This is a genomic window from Kitasatospora sp. NPDC090091 (genome assembly GCF_044747365.1).
Classification (GTDB): Bacteria; Actinomycetota; Actinomycetes; order Streptomycetales; family Streptomycetaceae; genus Kitasatospora.
The window spans coordinates 79,459-94,072 of sequence record NZ_JBIVDY010000026.1; the positions used below are offsets into that span (position 1 = coordinate 79,459).

Below are 14,614 nucleotides of genomic sequence, written 5' to 3' on the forward strand. Positions count from 1 at the left end.
TCGGGCCTTTCGGTTCAGGGCAGGGTCAGAACAGGGCGGGATCGGTGGAGGGCCGGGGGGCCGGCTTTGGTGCGCGGCGGGGGACGGTCGGCGCGGTGGGCTCGCCGAAGAGCGCTTCGGTGCCGCAGGCGTCGGCCTCGGCCGGGACGGGCCGGGTCGGGGCTTCCATCGGGAACAGCGCGCTCGGGATGCTCTCGTCGAAGTCGTCGCGCTGCATTCGGCGCCAGTCGCGCACGGTGGTCTCCTCGGTCAGGTGGTCCGGCGTCGGACGTGGGTGGTGCAGGGGCACGGGCCGGGGTCGTCGCGCTGCTCGTGCACGAGGACCTTGGCGCGGGGAGTGGCTGTGCGGTCGGCGGGGCCGCCGATGCGCCACGGGCCGGGGCCGCTGGCGGGGAGGGTGAGCACGGCGCCGTGCAGGAAGTGCCGGCGACCGAACCACCGGTTGCTCACGGTCTCGCTGGTGGCGACCAGCATGCGGCCGCCGTCGTGGAAGTCGATCACCGCGCCGGGCTTGATCTCGTCGGCCGGGGTCATGTCTCTGGCCTCTCTGGTCAGCCCGTGCTGCGTCGGGCAGGGCGCAGCACGGGGGCGGGCGGGACGGGGTCAGCGGGCGAGGATGGTGGCGGCGGCCTGGCGGGCGCTGAAGCGGTCCACGGCGTCGAACAGGAGCGTGTCGAGCCGGTTGTCCCGGCACCGGGCCCAGAGCTCTTCGTCGTCGGCCCAGGTGGCCGGCGCGGCCACAACGTCGACGACGTCTCGGCGGCGGGCGGCCTCCCGGTACAGAGCGATGAACGGCTGGGGGATCTTGGTCAGGCTGTGGGTGCCGGGGGCCGTGAGCGGGATGTAGAGCATGTTGCGCCACCGGGTCGGCGTCACGCCGGCGGCGTCGATCGCTGCCCAGAGGCGCATCGCTGCCGCGTGCTGCCGGTTGTCGTCCCCGGCCAGAAGGTTGGTGAAGCGGCGGCCCTGGTGGCCTCGCAGTGCCGTGTACCTGAGGTCCCATTCGTCCGTGTCGCTGTTGGCGCCGATGGCGAGATGGGTGAAGGTGCGGTTGTCGTTGGTGAGCTGCTGCACGGTCTGGGCGACGTTGTAGGCGGCGCTGAGGACCGGGCCGGTCATGGCGGCGTGCACAGCGGGGTGTCCTTCCGGTTGGGGTTCGGGGCTCTCCGAACCGGGGGCGCGGCGGGGTTGAGGGTGCTGCGCCCGGGCGGGTTGTGTCGCGCGGTGGCCGGCCCCGGGGTACCCGGGGGGATGTCAGGCGGCGAGGGCGTGCGCGGGGCGCAGCAGGCCGCCGGCGATCCGGTCGAAGGCGCGAATCGCGTCGCGGTTCTTGCGGCTCTTGGCGGGCCGGTAGACGGCGAGCACGGCGTCGACCTGGTCGGGGGTGTAGAGGGTGACGTCTTCGGGGCGGGGGCCCTTGGGGGTCTGGGTGGTCCGGGTGAGAACGCCGGCGGTCGGGATGTCGAGCTGCTTGGCCTTGCGGGTGGCGGCGCCGTTGTAGCGGTGCGCGTAGTCCGGGTGCATGCCTCGGGCGATCAGGTGGGTGGAGAGGGAGCGCACGGGGTTGGCGGCGACGGCCTTGATGGAGCGTCGGGTCTCGCGCATGTCCTTGAGCCGCTTGCGGACGCGGGTCTTGCGGGCGGTTTTGGGCATGGGGGTGCCGTTGTTGCTGCGCATGGGGTGTCCTTCCGGTGTGGCGGGTGCTCTCCCGCCGTGGCGCGTTGGGGGCGTCCTGCCCGGTGTTGGGCGGACTGGCGAGGCTGGGGGTGCCGGTGGCGGCCGCCGTCCGGCGCCGGGGGCGCCCCACTGTGGGCGGGGCGCCCCCGGCGGGGGGCGGTGGGTCAGGAGGCGGCCGGCTGGGCCTTGAGGCTGGCCCGTGCCGCCTTCGCCCGCTCCAGCGTCTTCGTGGCCCCGTTCAGCTCGGCGTGGGTCGCGTCACCACCGAGGTTCAGGAAGGTGGTGGCGTACTCGGCGAGCATGGCCATCACGGTCACATCGCCCGTGATCCCCAGGGACTGCGACCGGCCCCGTCGAACCCACCGGCCGTTCTCGAAGGCGAGGCGCAGCGCGAGGCAGTCCGGGTCGCTGTCGTCGTCGCCCTGGACCGCGCCGGTGCCCTCCAGCCACTCGGCGAAGGCGCCGGGCACGCTCACGGTGGCCGTGGGGCGGGCGGCCGGGGCCGGCTGCTCCTGCTTCGTGGGCTGCTCCTTCGCGGTGCGCAGCTCGGTGACGCGCCGGTTCAGCTTCTCCCGGGCCATCTCGGTGGGGGGAGTCTGGTCCGCCAGCACGGTGACGGTGCCGACCGGGGCCCAGGTGGCGGTGAGGCTGTCCGGGCCGATCTCGTCCAGCTCGATCCCGTGGAGGCGCTGTTCCTCGGTGGGGTTGTTGAGCCACCTGAAGGTGCCGGTGGCGCCGTTCGCCATGCGCACTCGGGTGCCCTTGGGGGTGTCGAGGGTGGCCGGCTGCTCGCCGTAGGGGTTCGTCTTGATCAGGGTGACGGTCATCGGGGGTGTCCTTCCGGTTAGGCGGATGCTCTTCCGCCGGGGGCCCTTGTGTTCGACCCGGTGTGGTTCCCACCGTAGGGCCACCAACCCTACAACTGCAACACGTCGAAGAATCTTCTTCAATTTTGCCTGCCCACCTTGCGGACACCATTCCGACTGTTACAGTTAGGCCATCGGCGGGACAGCATCCGCCCAACCGGAAGGACACCCCCCATGCCCACTTACGACCAGGCGATCCGCAACCTCGAACGCAACGTCAGCGCGGCCCGCGCGGCACTCGACTACGCCGTGACTCAGCTCGTGCTCAGCCGCTTCCCCGGCGGCATCGTCAACCCGGACGAGGGCCCGATCGCCGGCCGCGTCTGCCTCCAGTGGGAGGGGCCCGGCCGCTTCCTGGAGACCGTCATCACCAACGGTGAGCAGGTGTGGATCAACGCCAACCTGCCCGAGGCGGACACCGACGCCCTCGTGAACGCGGCGCTCGGAGTCGACGCCCGGCGCTACTGCAGCCCCACCAGCCCGAACACCCAGACGGGAAGCATCACCGAGGCGTACGCCGGCTTCACCCACTTCATCGACCACGAGGACGGCACCCCCGCTGCGCACCACGTCGTCCGCACCGGCGACGGCACCACGCACATCAGCCTCGACCGGATCCCGCTGGACCGGGCGCTGTACGCCCTCGCCACCCTGCACGAGTACCTCAGCGTCAGCCGCGTCCCGGCCACCCGCTGACCCCCCGCTGCGCCCCGGGGCACCGCCACCGGGGCGCAGCACCCCGCCGGGAGAGCACCCGGCGCCCGAAAGGACACCCGATGTTCGATCAGCTGCATCCCACGACGCCGACGATCCTGGCCGCACTGCACGCCGCCGGCCTGACCGCGACCGTGGAACCGGCCGACGGTGGTGGCTACCAGATCCACCTGCCGGGCCCGTACGACACGTTCGCGCTCATCGGCTGTGAGGAAGTCCTCCCGTCCGCCGGCGAGGAGCTGACGGCCCTCCACTCCCAGCTGCAGTCCGCCGCCGATGGTGACTGCCTTGCCGTCGTCTTCCACCGCTGTTCCGACCCCGCGTGCATGCACGCCGGGTGCGGCGAGGGTGCCGTGCTGGACCCGGCACCTCTGGTGGCCGCGCTGGCCGACGCGATCAACGGCCGCCGGCCGGCCTTCATCCCGAACGGCTCGGACTTCTTCAACCACGAGGGCATCCGGTACGGCGCCTACTTCGACCCGGCGGAGCACGCGGTGACGATCACGCGGGACGTGCGCGCGGGCGTCTCCGGCCCGTTCGGGGAGGCACCGGCCATGACGTTCGGGGAGGCCGAGGACGTGTTGCGCGGGCTGGGGTACGCGCCGGTCACCGAGTGGGCGGGCCCGACGGTCGACGGCTCGTTCTACTGCTACCTGCTCCGCCCGGGCCAGTAGCCCTGGGGCCCGGCTGGCCGCCGCTGACACCGCGCGGCCGCCGGCCGGGTTCGCCACGCCCCGAACAGTCCTCGCGCGCGTGCGCGTGCGCGTTGGGACGGTCGCAAAAGTCGCAAAAAGCACAGGTTCTTCACATCTCGATGGCCTTGGAGGTCTGCATGTCCGCTGATGTTGGCGTTGTCGTGGTGGGTGGTCCGGTCGTCCGGCCGGGCGTCCGTTCGGTGACCCGCCTGTTGGACGAGAAGGGCGAGTTCCCGGTGTGGGAGGACGGGGGTCGGTCGGGGTTCTCGGCGGAGCGGGTGAAGGCTGGGAGCGAGGTGGCGGGCGCCACGGTGCGGGTCTCGTGGGTCCGGCCGACGACGCTGGAGGATGAGCCGGCCGTGGTCGTCGCCGAGCGGTTGGCGATGACGGAGCAGTTGCGCAGGTTCCTGGTAGCGAACCGGTACGCGGTCCGCTGCGCGCCGGACCGGCTCTCGCTGCTGCTGCTCAGTCCCGTGGCGCAGCGCGTCGTTGACGGGGAGGTGCAGCACGGGGAGTCGGGGGTGGTGACGGCCGAGGACCGGTCGGTGCGGGAGGTGCCGATGCCGGTGCCGGCGGGGCGTTGGTGGCTGATGTTCTGGGAGCGGTGGGACTCGGGGCTGCGTGGGATCGCTGGCGCGGCGGACGTCGCTGCGGCGGTCGAGTGGGCCGGCCGGAAGGGTTCGCCGGTGGTGCTCGGCGGTGAGGGCACCGTGTGGACCGGCGGGGCGGTGCACTACCACCCGGAGCAGACGGAGCCGTCGATGGAGCGGTGGACCCCGTACGCGGTGCCGAAGGCGTTCGTCGACCTGCGGCAGGAGCACCGGGGGGTGGCGCGGCAGTGCGCCAAAGTGCTGTTGCCGGTCTGCGAGTCGTTCCGAAGGGAGCTGTTCGACACCGCCGGCGGGCAGGTTGAGACGTCGGAGGTAGTGGACCGGGCGTGGGCGGTCGAGTCGCTGGAGTCCCTGCTGCAGTTCCCTCTGAGTCGGGTGGAGGCGAACGGCGCCGGCGTGGTCCGGGTGTGGCGTTGGGGTGGCGGCGTGACCGTGTGGACGCCCGTCCAGGGGCGCTAACTCCCCTACCGGGGTTGGGTGTTGTTACGAGCCTGACCCTATTGCGCAGATCATTCGCCGTGTTACAGTTATGGGGTGCCGGGGAGGAAGAGCAGCCTCCCGGCACCCCACCGAAAGGACACCCCTGATGACCGTGAACCTCCTCAAGCCCGGCACACCCGTCTACCGGAACGAGATCCCGTACCGGGACCGCGAGATCGCCGCCGCTGTCGTCGCGATCCTCGGCCCCCAGTGGCAGGCTGGCGAGAAGATCGACCTGACCGCTCTGACGCACACGTCCGGAATCGTCGTCGACTTCTGCACCCTTCTCGTGCCGGACGACGAGTCGTCCTACGGCGAGACCGGGGCGATGGCCGTGCGCGCCAGCAAGTCCGGCGACGAGATCGACCTGGGCGAGCCGCACGTGCAGCTGTACAAGCCCAACGAGGAGAACCCCGACGGTCCTGTCGGTTGGACGCCGCTGGACACCCTCGCGGACTTGATCGCCGGTGTCGCCCGCAGGGCGCTCGCGCACAACTCCACCGTCGCCCGGGCACTCCCCGGAGTCGTCCTGCGCCTCCAGGCCCCTAGGCCCGCCTTCCAGCCGCCGGCCGAAGCCGACCCGATCCGCGTCGGCGCCTCCGTCTACGACTCCATGCCGGGCCGTCAGCTGCTCCGGACGGACATCCGCACCGCCCCGGACGGCATGCCGTGCGGTGACTACCTGCCGGAGCTGCGCAACGGCTCGCGATGGGACCAGGCCCCGGCCCATCTCCCGCTGTCGACGCTCACCCGGGGGCAGGTGCTCCGAATCCTGCGCGAGCACATGGACAGCCGGCCGTGGACACGGGCATCCGTGATGGACACCGGCACCGTGTACATCTCCACGGGGGCGTTGGCCGCCCGCTACCTGCCGCTGCACCCGTACCGGCCCGGTGACGGCCGTCCGGCCTGCCCGGAGGACGCCACCGCCCCCGCCTACCTGGTGGAGCACCACGACCCCGCCCGGGAGCCGGAGGTGCGCACGGGCGGCTTCCTCGCCAAGGAGCTGCGGCGGCTGATCGCCGAGTACAAGGGCGCGGCCGCGCTGGAGCCGGACGGCACGATCCGCCTCACGTTCACCTACGGCAGGGGAACCGGAGAGCCGGGGCCGGTCCTGGCCGCGACGCCGGTCGACGACCCCGGGCACGAGCGGTGCGCCCGGTGCGGGCTCTGGGCCCGTGAGCACCTGTCGTGGGGCTACCACAGTTGCGGCGCCTTCCTCCCGTCCGCCGGCTGACGTCCGGCACTTCACGGGGCGCCCCGCGTTCGGGGCGCCCCGAACCGGCCGGGCAGAGGGCCGTGCGCTCTTCCCCGGCCGGCCCGCGTACCGACGAACGTCCGTACGCCCGCGCGGGATAGCACCCGCCACCGAAAGGACACCCATCTCCATGGGCACCCGGCTCTCGAAGAGGACCGGCGCGACGCTCCTGCGCAGGACGGCAGCGCTGCTCGGCTCCCACTGGCGCGACACCACGAGCCTCAGCGCACTGAGCATCACGCACAGCACCGGCCTGCGGGTCGAGCTGGACTTGGAGGCCGGCGAGCACCTCGTCTTCCTCAAGTTCGGCGACGAGGGCGAGTACGGCAAGCCGCAGCCGCTCAGCATGCCGTACACGGCATCGGGCAACCGCGGCGCCGTCGCGCTGGCACAGCAGATCACGGACATGCTGATCTCGGAGCACATGAACCCCACCGCCGGACCCGCCTCCTTCGCCGCGCAGGATCAGCCGGCCACCGGCGCGGACACGGGCGACGCCGGATCGATTGCAGAGGCCGTGTGCCAACTCCTGGCGTGCGCGGTCGCGCCCGGCGGCGGTGCCGACGAGTTCGAGCTGCTTCTCGGCGTCCTGGACTCGGTGAAGGTGACGGTCACCGAGGACGCCGTCACCTTCCGGCTCCGGCACTTCGGCCAGGCCGACGGCCCCGTGCGTTCGGTCCCGACGCTCGGGGTGCCCGCTGCCAAGAAGGCCTCTTACCTGGTGCAGGGCATCGTCCGGGCGCTCCTGTGCGACCGGGAGCAGCTCGTCGGGGAGTTCAAGCAGCTCCGCAACCGGGCGGCGAAGGCCCGCGCGCTCCTCAGCTGACGGCCCGGGCCGCCGGCGCCCGCCGCGCACCGCAGCGGCGCCCTGCAGTGTTCGGGGCGCCCGAACCCCGGCCGGCCGAAACCCGGTCGGCCTTCCACCAACAGCGGCCCACGCCGCCGTGAGAGGGCAGACACCATGACAACGATTCCCCGCCCCGACGCCAACACCGTTCTCCGCCGCACCGCCGCCCTGCTGGACGAAGGCTGGCGCGACAGCAGCAGTCTCAGCACCCTCTGTGTGTCCCACGACACCGGTCTGCGCATCGAGCTGGACGACGAGGACGGACAGACCTTCGTCTACCCCAGGTTCGGCGAGAACGGCGAGTACGGCCCGAAGCAGTGTTTCGTGTGGCGTCGCGGTACCGAGGCCTCCGCCCGCAGCCTGGCCGCGCTGATCAGGGCCATGGCCGCCGCCGCATCGGCGCCCACCGCCGGCTGACGCCGCGCCGTTCCCCTTCCCGGCCCCTGCCGGAACCGCTGCATCGCGGGGCTACCGGCGGGGGCCGCTCGCTTCACCGCCGGCGGGAGAGCACCCGCCCCACCGAAAGGCACCACCGTGACCACGCCCAACTCCGTCCACTTCACCGACGCCGAGCTGATACAGGAGACCACCCTGCAGCTCCGGCAGCTCAGCCCCGGGTGGAGCAACACGAGCACCTCCGGCCAGCCGCGCATCAGCCACTCCAGCGGCCTCAATGTCGAGCTCGACGGCGAGGAGCACGGCTCCGCGCTCGTGCTCAGGTTCGGCGACGACCCGCACGCCTACGGCCAACCCCGGGCGTTCGCCACGCAGCACGGCTGCACCCTGGGCGAGGGCGCCCAGGATCTGATCCGGGAGCTGCTCAACATGCTCGCCGAGGAGGTCATGGCCATCCCGGTCCGCCACCCGAAGGCGTACAGGCCGGGCGAGAACGGCCGCACCGTGGGGAAGGCCGCGGCGAAGCAGTTGGGGCCCTCCTGGCGCCTCTTCGACCACCCCAACGGCCCGGACGCCTTCCAGCTCAACCACGCCAGTGGGCACGCCGTCCTGGTCGGCACCGGGGACACCCTGACGTTCCGGGTCGACTTCGGCAGCACCGGCCCGGGGTCCGCCGAGGCGGCCCCGCTGCGCGAGGTCGTCCCGGAGGCGACCGAGTCGGCGAAGGCGACCGGACGCCGTTTGGCCGCCGCGATCACCGACGCCCTGGTGGATGAGCTGGTCGCCGTGCACTCCAACTACGAGCAGTTCGAGGACTTCAAGGCGTCGCTGCGGGGGCTGCTCCGCTGATCCGCCCCGGCCGTGCCCGACCGCCGGGCGCGGCCGGCCACCCCACATCCCCGCACCGTGCACCGTCGCGGTGCCCCCTCGGCCTGCCCTGAAACGGATCTTTGATGCCCACCACGCCCGAGCTGCTGCGCACCAGCAGCCGCAGCACCCTGCACGTGCCCGACCCTGCCTTCCCCCACCGTGCGCTCTGCGGCACCCGCGCGCCCCTGCGCCCGGCCGGCTGCCTGGCCGCCGCCGACACCCTGTGCCGCCGCTGCACCACGTCGGCGCGGCTGGCCCGCGCGCTGCTGCGCCTCGCTGACCGGTGCCTCCTCCAGACCTCCGGCGGCAAGGACTCGCTCGCGGCGACGATCGCCGTCATGACCTGGGCCCGGGCGGCGGGCGCCACCGACCGCGTGCTGATGGTCCACTCCGACCTCGGCGAAGCCGAGTGGCCCGGCACCCGGGAGCTGGTCGAGCGGCACGCCAGGTTCTTCGGCGTCCCGCTCACCGTCCGGGCTCGGGAGGGCGGCTTCATCGCCATGGTGGAGAGGCGCGGGATGTTTCCCGACTCGGCACGGCGCCTGTGCACGAGCAGCTTGAAGCGGGACGTCCTGGCCCCGGTGTACACCGAGACGACCGCCGGGCTCGGCGACCTCGGCCGGCCCGCGCTACTGCTGGCCGTGTTCGGCTTCCGGGCGGAGGAGTCGCCGGCCCGTGCGAAGCGCGAGGTGCTGTCGATCGACCGGCGGGCCAGCAACGGCAAGCGGATCGTACTCCAGTGGAACCCGGTGCATGCGTACAGCACGGCGAAGGTGTGGCGCAGCATCGCGGCGGCCGGCGTGGAGTACCACCCGGCATATGACATGGGCATGCCGCGCTTGTCGTGCACCTTCTGCATCCTGGCCGGCTTCGAGGACCTGGTGCGCGCCGCCCGGCTGCGCCTCACCCTGGCCGCCCGGTACGTCGCCCTTGAGGAAGCCGTGCAGCACCAGTTCAAGCCGGACGTCTCGATGGCGCAGGTGTACGCGGAGGCCGTCCGGCGCGGCCCGCTGACCGGCTGGCGGATCGGCGACGTCCTCACCCGGTACGTCAGCGCGGCCGCCGGCGATGCCTACCGCGGTCGGTACGCGCTCACGGCCTGAACGTCTGCAGCCGGCCGGGCACCTTCCCGGCCGGCCACCCCCCATCACGAGAGGATTCACGATCATGTCCCGCACCGCTTTGCAGGTCGCCCGTGCCGTCGCCCGCGTTCTCGGCGACGGCTGGACAGCAGAGAGCGTGGGTGACGCCTCCTGGGCGATTCTCGAAGGCCCGGACGAACTGAGCCTAAATGTCCACCACGGCGCCACCGGCAACGTGCTGATGGAGGTCCGGCCGAACGGCATGCACGTCTGGCCGGACCGCAGCGAGTGGATCGACAGCGTCTGCGGCAGTGCCGTCGATGCCGCCGGCCTGGCCGAGAAGGTCGGAAGCCGGGTACTGCCCGCCTGGAGGGCACGGCAGTCCGTGCTGGCCGGGAAGACGGAGCTGGCCAAGGCCGCGCTCGTCACCCTCACGACCATGGCCAGCGAGCTGATGCCATCGGCCACGGTCGAGTGGGGCAGCCGGCCGAACGTCGCCACCGTCCGGTGGCCGGGTGGTGTCGCCCACCTGCACGGGCAGGGCGACGGCACGGTGAAGTTCGCCGCCCTGCACCTTGAACACCTCGACCAGCGGGCCGGCCTGCGGGTGCTCTCGGCACTCGCCTCCGAACCGGCGCCGGACGACGTCGAGGCCGAAGGGACGGCCGAGCACCGGTTCAGCCTGCCCTCCGCCGTCGGCTGACCGGCCGCCTCGCCGAGCGTTCGGCCCGGCCGACGCCGACACCTCTGCCGCCGGCAGGCGCGCGGCCTGACCCTCTTGCGGCCGGCCGGTGAACCCGGCCGGCCCCTACTCCATCCGGAACGTCCCACACCCAGGAAGGGCCATGACCCAGTTCGGACCACCTATCGACCTCTCCGACCTGCCCGGATTCAAGCAGGCGGACGGGCGTCCCCGTCGCCCGGTGTTCCTCGGTCGCGTCAGCACGAAGGACAACCAGAACCCGGCCACCTCCATCCCGCGGCAGGTAGCCCTTGCCTCCGCCCGCCTGGAGCCCGGCGAGTCGTTCATCGCGCACTTCTGGGACGTTGAGTCCGGGATGCTGCCCCCGGAGCTGCGAGGCCTCGGGCCCCAGCAGATGTACGACGCGCTCGCCGTTCCGGTCCCCCGGGACGGCGGTCTCCAGGACCTGGTGGACCGGGCCGAGCAACTGGCCGTCACCCACGTCATGGCCGAGCGTTCCGACCGCCTGGCACGGGCCATGCTGACCAGCCTCACCGTGGAACACCAGCTGGAGCGAAGCGGCGTGGAAGTCGTCTACGCCAACGAGCCGATCGGCGGCACCGAGTCCGGCCGGCTGCGCACCCGCCGGTACTCCCAGGTCGATGCGGAGATCTACCGCACGGTGCTGATGGAGCAGTCGATGGGCGGACAGGTCCAGCACGCCATCAACGGCTGGAACCACGGCTACGCGCCGTACCCGTACGTCACGGTGATCGACGAGAACGCCCCGGTGCCGGAGCGGGGGCGGTTCGGCCTGGTGCGGCCGAAGCGCAAGCTCGCTCCGCACCCGGATCCGCGTCGGTTCGACGCGGCGCGGGAGCTGTGCCGTCTGCGGCGGGAGGAGCATTTGAAGGCGGCCGACATCATCTCGATCCTGGCGTCGGAGCCCGACCGGTACCCGGTCGATCGCCGGTGGACGCACAGCCTGGTCGAGGGGTTGATCGCCAACCCGAAGCTGGCCGGCTACCAGGTGTTCAACCGGAAGGCCACCCGCACCGGCCGGGCCGGGTTCTCCAGGCTGAACCCGATCTCGAAGTGGGTGTGGTCACCGGGGGTTGTGCATGAGCCGGTGATCAGCTTGCAGGAGTGGAAGCAGGCCCAGGAGGTCACCGCGGGCCTGCGCGCGGGGTTGGCGGCGACCGGGTTGATGCGTATCCGTGCCGCCGCGCAGCGCTTGGGGCTCACCGTCACCGTGGTCGGCAGCAGCGGAACGCACACGCTGTACCGGGTCGGGGGCCAGCAGGTGGTCTTGCCTGTCCCCGTCCCGGACATGGTGGCGCAGCAAGTCATCGACGACATGGAGGGCGCGGCATGAGCACGCCTCTTGAGTGCCGGGCCGGCCGGCGCGGCCGGACCTGGGTGGTGCACGTTCCCGAGTACGGGGTGTACGGCCATGGGCGGACGTTGAAGGCGGCGCGCGAGAGCACGGTGCAAGGTCTCTCCCTCGTTGGCGTGGCCGCAGAGGTCAGGCTCGTCCCGGTGACTCCGGAGTTGGAGGCGCTGCGCTCGGCCGAGAGCGCCTACACGGCGGCCCTGGGCGAGGCGGTAGCTGCCCTGGCGCTGCGGCGGGCAACGGTGCGTGACATCGCGCTGGCAACGGGAGCGTCGGTCGCGCAGGTGAGGCGGGTCCTCGCCGAGCGGTCTCAGGTGCCCAAGGCTGATCCGGCCGCCGGGCCGGACGTGCCGGGCCGGTAGCTGGGCTTCGACCGGGTGTGCCGGCCGTGGGCCGGGCCGCGCCGGTATGACTTTCCGGGTTCGCTGGTCGGTTGTCGGTGGGGGGCGCTACGGTTCTCGTGTTGGCCAGCCCTCGGGTGCACCAACGCTGCAGTCCCTCGGGGCTGGTGGATCTCAACACAGGTGTGCGGGTGCACACAACTGCGGGAGCTCTTGCAGTTCTGACGTCCGCCGTGGCGGACGGTGGCGGCCCCTCGGGGGCCGAGGATCTCAACGTGGATCGATCAGGACGAGTCGTCCTCGATGCGTAGGGCCCTGGGGCGTGTCGCCCCAGGGCCCTACTGCGTGTGGCTGGCGCTGCTCGGAGGCCGGTCGGCCGCGGACCTGGGCTCAGGCCAGGAGGGCGTAGACGCCGCCGGCCACCAGGGTGCCGAGCGCGGCGCCGGTGATGGTTTGGGAGACGGTGTGTTCGCGGACGGCGACGCGGGCCCAGCCGAGGAGCGCGACGAAGGCGTACCCGAGGATCCACCACGGGGTGTAGGCCTGGGCGAGCATGGCGAAGGAGCCGGCGGTGACGGCCGCGTGGACGCTGATCTTGTACTTGGCCAGGAAGGTGATGGGCCAGACCGCGGTGACGGTGGCCCACATGGCCGCGGTCATGGCGATGAGCGGGCGGGGGGCGTTGGTGGCGGCCTGGAGGGCGATGCCGGCGGCCACGGACGCACTGATGACCGGTAGGACGGTGATGCGGCGGACGCGGTCGGTCACGTGCCGGTCGGCCCAGCTGCCGTCGCCCTCGATGTACACGATGTAGATCATCGGAATCACCGCGGCGAAGACGATGGCGATGACGGCCCAACCGAGGCCGGGCCAACCGTAGAGACCGCAGCCGATGGCGAGGCTGACGGCGATGATGGTGTTCTTCGGGTCGGCCCAGTCGCTGAGTCGGCGGCCGAGGAGCGCCAGGGCGTGGTCGGGGTTGGTGCTGGTGGTGGTCATCGGCTCGTCTTGTTGTAGGCGCGGGCCACGTTGGTGGCCCAGAGGATGTCGCGGGAGGGGGCGCGGAGTTCCTGGTGGCCGGCGAGCTGGAAGTTGGTGGCGAGTTCGCCGGCCGCCTTCTGCTGGAGCGCTGCCCGTGCGCGGATTGCTTCGCTGGTGGGGTCCTGGCTCGTTCCGATGCCGAGGTTCATGAAGGCGTCGCGGATCACGAAGGCACGGTGGGCGACATCGATGGTCAGATCGCCCAGGGTGAAGAGTTCGCGAAGGCGTGAGCGGCGGTCACCGAGGTTGAGGTTCGGGAACTCGGTGACGATCGCGGACCAGAGGGGGTGGAGGATCCACATGGTGCGCTGGTCACGGATGTAGCGGGTGAGGCCTCGGAGGGGCGGCAGGACCAGGCCGATGATGATGAGCAGGATCGACGTGGCGACGGTGAGGTCGAAGAGCAGGTTCAGCGCCGCGCTGTGGCCGAGGCCGGGGATGGTGATGTAGGGCAGGCGTTCGGCAACGTACAGGGTGCCGAGGGCGCAGCCGGCGGTCAGGGAGGTGACGCCGGCCCGGACGACTCCGCGCGGGACGGCCCGGCGGGTGGTGCCGAAGGTCTTGGCTCCCAGTGCCATCGCGGTGCCGAGGTAGGCGTAGAAGATGGCCTGGTAGGCGATGACGGCCGGTTCGCCCTGGTGGTCGGTCAGCAGGTCATTCGGGTCTGGCGTCACATCGCGTGGCAGCACAAGGAAGAAGAGCAGCGTCATAACGGTCGACGCCGCGGCGGCCAGTGGCAGGTTGGTGCGGCTTCGTCCGCGCTGGCCGGGTCCGTGGACGGCGTAGAGGTAGTCCAGCAGGTAGGCGGTGCTGGTCATGCCGAGCAGGTGGCGCAGCACAACGGGCAGGCCGGTGTAGAGGTCGTTCAGCGGCACCTTGACGGCGCCGACGCCGAGGGCCAGGCCGAGTGTCCCGATGGTGATGCACAGGGACCGCGGGGCCCGCCCGGATCGGAGAGCTCCGGGGAGGCGCCACAGGGCGATGGCTACCAGGGTGGCGGGGATGGCCTTGGCAATGATGTCGTCGATCACGCTGCCCGCCTCCACCCGAGGATCCTGCGGACGGGGAAGCTGAGGCTGCGAAAGACGGCGCGGCCCTGGCGGGTGCTGCCTTCGTCGGCGCTGAAGGCTTCCGCGAGCAGCAGGGCCAGCATCTCGGCTTGGGCCTCTTGCTCGTCGTCGTAGCCGTCGCGGGTCAGCAGCGTGCTGCGGATGAGTTCTGGGGTGAGGCCGGGGAAGAGCTTCTCCAGGAGGTCCGGGCTGACCCGGCACTCGTGTCCGAACGCGATGTGGGCGAGTTCGTGAAGGATGATCAGGGCCTTGTGGGCCGGGCTGGTGTTTGCCTGGACGAAGATGACGTCGACGGAGGGAAGCCGGACCCACAGCCCGGTGGGAACGCCGGGGCCGGGGTCGAAGGGTATGGGCTCGATGACGATCTTCCGGCCGCGTTCTGCCGCGAGCGCTTCCGCGAATCCCTCGACGCTGAACGGGTCGGGTATGGGCAGGCTCGCGAGCATGGACTCGCACTGCCTGCGCAGCCCGGGAGGGATGGGCATGGCGGTGGCCCTTTCAGTGGTGCGCATGATCCGGCAGTGCACATTTCTGGCTTCGGAACGCGCATTCAACCACATCCGAATGCCGCATTCCGGTTCATGCTTCACG

At 71.7% G+C, this 14,614-nt stretch carries 19 protein-coding genes; 11 read left to right on the forward strand and 8 right to left on the reverse strand.

The genetic code is table 11. The features are described from left to right. Positions 1 to 25: 25 nt before the first annotated feature. From ACIPSC_RS33210 to ACIPSC_RS33230, 5 genes are all read right to left on the reverse strand, one after another. Positions 26 to 235 carry a hypothetical protein gene (locus ACIPSC_RS33210; RefSeq protein WP_400831692.1) on the reverse strand — a complete coding sequence of 70 codons (210 nt, stop codon included), beginning with the start codon at positions 233 to 235 and terminating at the stop codon, positions 26 to 28. Between the two features lie 14 nt (positions 236 to 249). Beyond that, entirely contained in the window at positions 250 to 534 is a 285-nt protein-coding gene (locus tag ACIPSC_RS33215; RefSeq protein ID WP_400831694.1) for a hypothetical protein, read from the reverse strand. A gap of 69 nt (positions 535 to 603) precedes the next feature. Next, complete coding sequence (locus ACIPSC_RS33220; protein ID WP_400831696.1) at positions 604 to 1,131, reverse strand: hypothetical protein; 528 nt, start codon at positions 1,129 to 1,131, stop codon at positions 604 to 606. 123 nt (positions 1,132 to 1,254) lie between these two features. Then, entirely contained in the window at positions 1,255 to 1,677 is a 423-nt protein-coding gene (locus ACIPSC_RS33225; RefSeq protein ID WP_400831698.1) for a hypothetical protein, read from the reverse strand. Between the two features lie 164 nt (positions 1,678 to 1,841). Beyond that, positions 1,842 to 2,504 carry a hypothetical protein gene (locus ACIPSC_RS33230; protein WP_400831701.1) on the reverse strand — a complete coding sequence of 221 codons (663 nt, stop codon included), beginning with the start codon at positions 2,502 to 2,504 and terminating at the stop codon, positions 1,842 to 1,844. A gap of 213 nt (positions 2,505 to 2,717) precedes the next feature. Here ACIPSC_RS33230 and ACIPSC_RS33235 point away from each other — a divergent pair, with 213 nt between their 5' ends. The 11 genes from ACIPSC_RS33235 to ACIPSC_RS33285 all read left to right on the forward strand — a co-directional run bounded on the left by ACIPSC_RS33235 (position 2,718) and on the right by ACIPSC_RS33285 (position 11,933). Then, positions 2,718 to 3,239: a hypothetical protein gene (locus ACIPSC_RS33235; RefSeq protein ID WP_400831704.1), complete on the forward strand. Its 522-nt coding sequence runs from the start codon at positions 2,718 to 2,720 to the stop codon at positions 3,237 to 3,239. Between the two features lie 80 nt (positions 3,240 to 3,319). After that, positions 3,320 to 3,931, forward strand: coding sequence for a hypothetical protein (locus ACIPSC_RS33240; RefSeq protein WP_400831706.1), 612 nt, complete (start codon positions 3,320 to 3,322; stop codon positions 3,929 to 3,931). Positions 3,932 to 4,089: 158 nt separating this feature from the next. Further along, the gene (locus ACIPSC_RS33245; protein ID WP_400831709.1) at positions 4,090 to 5,022 is read left to right on the forward strand and encodes a hypothetical protein; all 933 of its coding nucleotides are present in this window, start codon (positions 4,090 to 4,092) and stop codon (positions 5,020 to 5,022) included. A gap of 127 nt (positions 5,023 to 5,149) precedes the next feature. Beyond that, positions 5,150 to 6,280 (forward strand): hypothetical protein, encoded by a 1,131-nt coding sequence (locus ACIPSC_RS33250; protein ID WP_400831713.1) that lies wholly within the window; start codon positions 5,150 to 5,152, stop codon positions 6,278 to 6,280. 151 nt (positions 6,281 to 6,431) lie between these two features. Continuing rightward, complete coding sequence (locus ACIPSC_RS33255) at positions 6,432 to 7,127, forward strand: hypothetical protein (protein ID WP_400831715.1); 696 nt, start codon at positions 6,432 to 6,434, stop codon at positions 7,125 to 7,127. Between the two features lie 135 nt (positions 7,128 to 7,262). Then, complete coding sequence (locus ACIPSC_RS33260) at positions 7,263 to 7,565, forward strand: hypothetical protein (RefSeq protein ID WP_400831717.1); 303 nt, start codon at positions 7,263 to 7,265, stop codon at positions 7,563 to 7,565. Between the two features lie 117 nt (positions 7,566 to 7,682). After that, a complete protein-coding gene (locus tag ACIPSC_RS33265; RefSeq protein WP_400831719.1) occupies positions 7,683 to 8,393 on the forward strand; it encodes a hypothetical protein in 711 nt (236 codons plus the stop codon). Positions 8,394 to 8,497: 104 nt separating this feature from the next. Then, on the forward strand, positions 8,498 to 9,517 hold the full coding sequence (locus ACIPSC_RS33270; protein WP_400831721.1) for a phosphoadenosine phosphosulfate reductase family protein: 1,020 nt from the start codon (positions 8,498 to 8,500) through the stop codon (positions 9,515 to 9,517). 64 nt (positions 9,518 to 9,581) lie between these two features. Beyond that, a complete protein-coding gene (locus tag ACIPSC_RS33275) occupies positions 9,582 to 10,199 on the forward strand; it encodes a hypothetical protein (protein WP_400831724.1) in 618 nt (205 codons plus the stop codon). Positions 10,200 to 10,341: 142 nt separating this feature from the next. Beyond that, on the forward strand, positions 10,342 to 11,553 hold the full coding sequence (locus ACIPSC_RS33280) for a recombinase family protein (protein ID WP_400831727.1): 1,212 nt from the start codon (positions 10,342 to 10,344) through the stop codon (positions 11,551 to 11,553). Further along, the gene (locus tag ACIPSC_RS33285) at positions 11,550 to 11,933 is read left to right on the forward strand and encodes a hypothetical protein (protein ID WP_400831732.1); all 384 of its coding nucleotides are present in this window, start codon (positions 11,550 to 11,552) and stop codon (positions 11,931 to 11,933) included. The genes ACIPSC_RS33280 and ACIPSC_RS33285 overlap by 4 nt, the downstream gene beginning before the upstream one ends. Positions 11,934 to 12,302: 369 nt before the next feature. Here ACIPSC_RS33285 and ACIPSC_RS33290 read toward each other — a convergent pair whose 3' ends face one another. Genes ACIPSC_RS33290 through ACIPSC_RS33300 form a run of 3 tightly spaced genes read right to left on the reverse strand, consistent with a single transcriptional unit; the run spans position 12,303 to position 14,613 of the window. Continuing rightward, complete coding sequence (locus tag ACIPSC_RS33290; protein ID WP_400831735.1) at positions 12,303 to 12,911, reverse strand: hypothetical protein; 609 nt, start codon at positions 12,909 to 12,911, stop codon at positions 12,303 to 12,305. Further along, complete coding sequence (locus ACIPSC_RS33295) at positions 12,908 to 13,999, reverse strand: MAB_1171c family putative transporter (protein ID WP_400831737.1); 1,092 nt, start codon at positions 13,997 to 13,999, stop codon at positions 12,908 to 12,910. The genes ACIPSC_RS33290 and ACIPSC_RS33295 overlap by 4 nt, the downstream gene beginning before the upstream one ends. Further along, positions 13,981 to 14,613, reverse strand: a complete 633-nt coding sequence (locus ACIPSC_RS33300; RefSeq protein WP_400831739.1) for a hypothetical protein — start codon at positions 14,611 to 14,613, stop codon at positions 13,981 to 13,983. Before ACIPSC_RS33300 ends, ACIPSC_RS33295 begins: the two co-directional genes overlap by 19 nt. Between the last annotated feature and the right edge of the window lies 1 nt (position 14,614).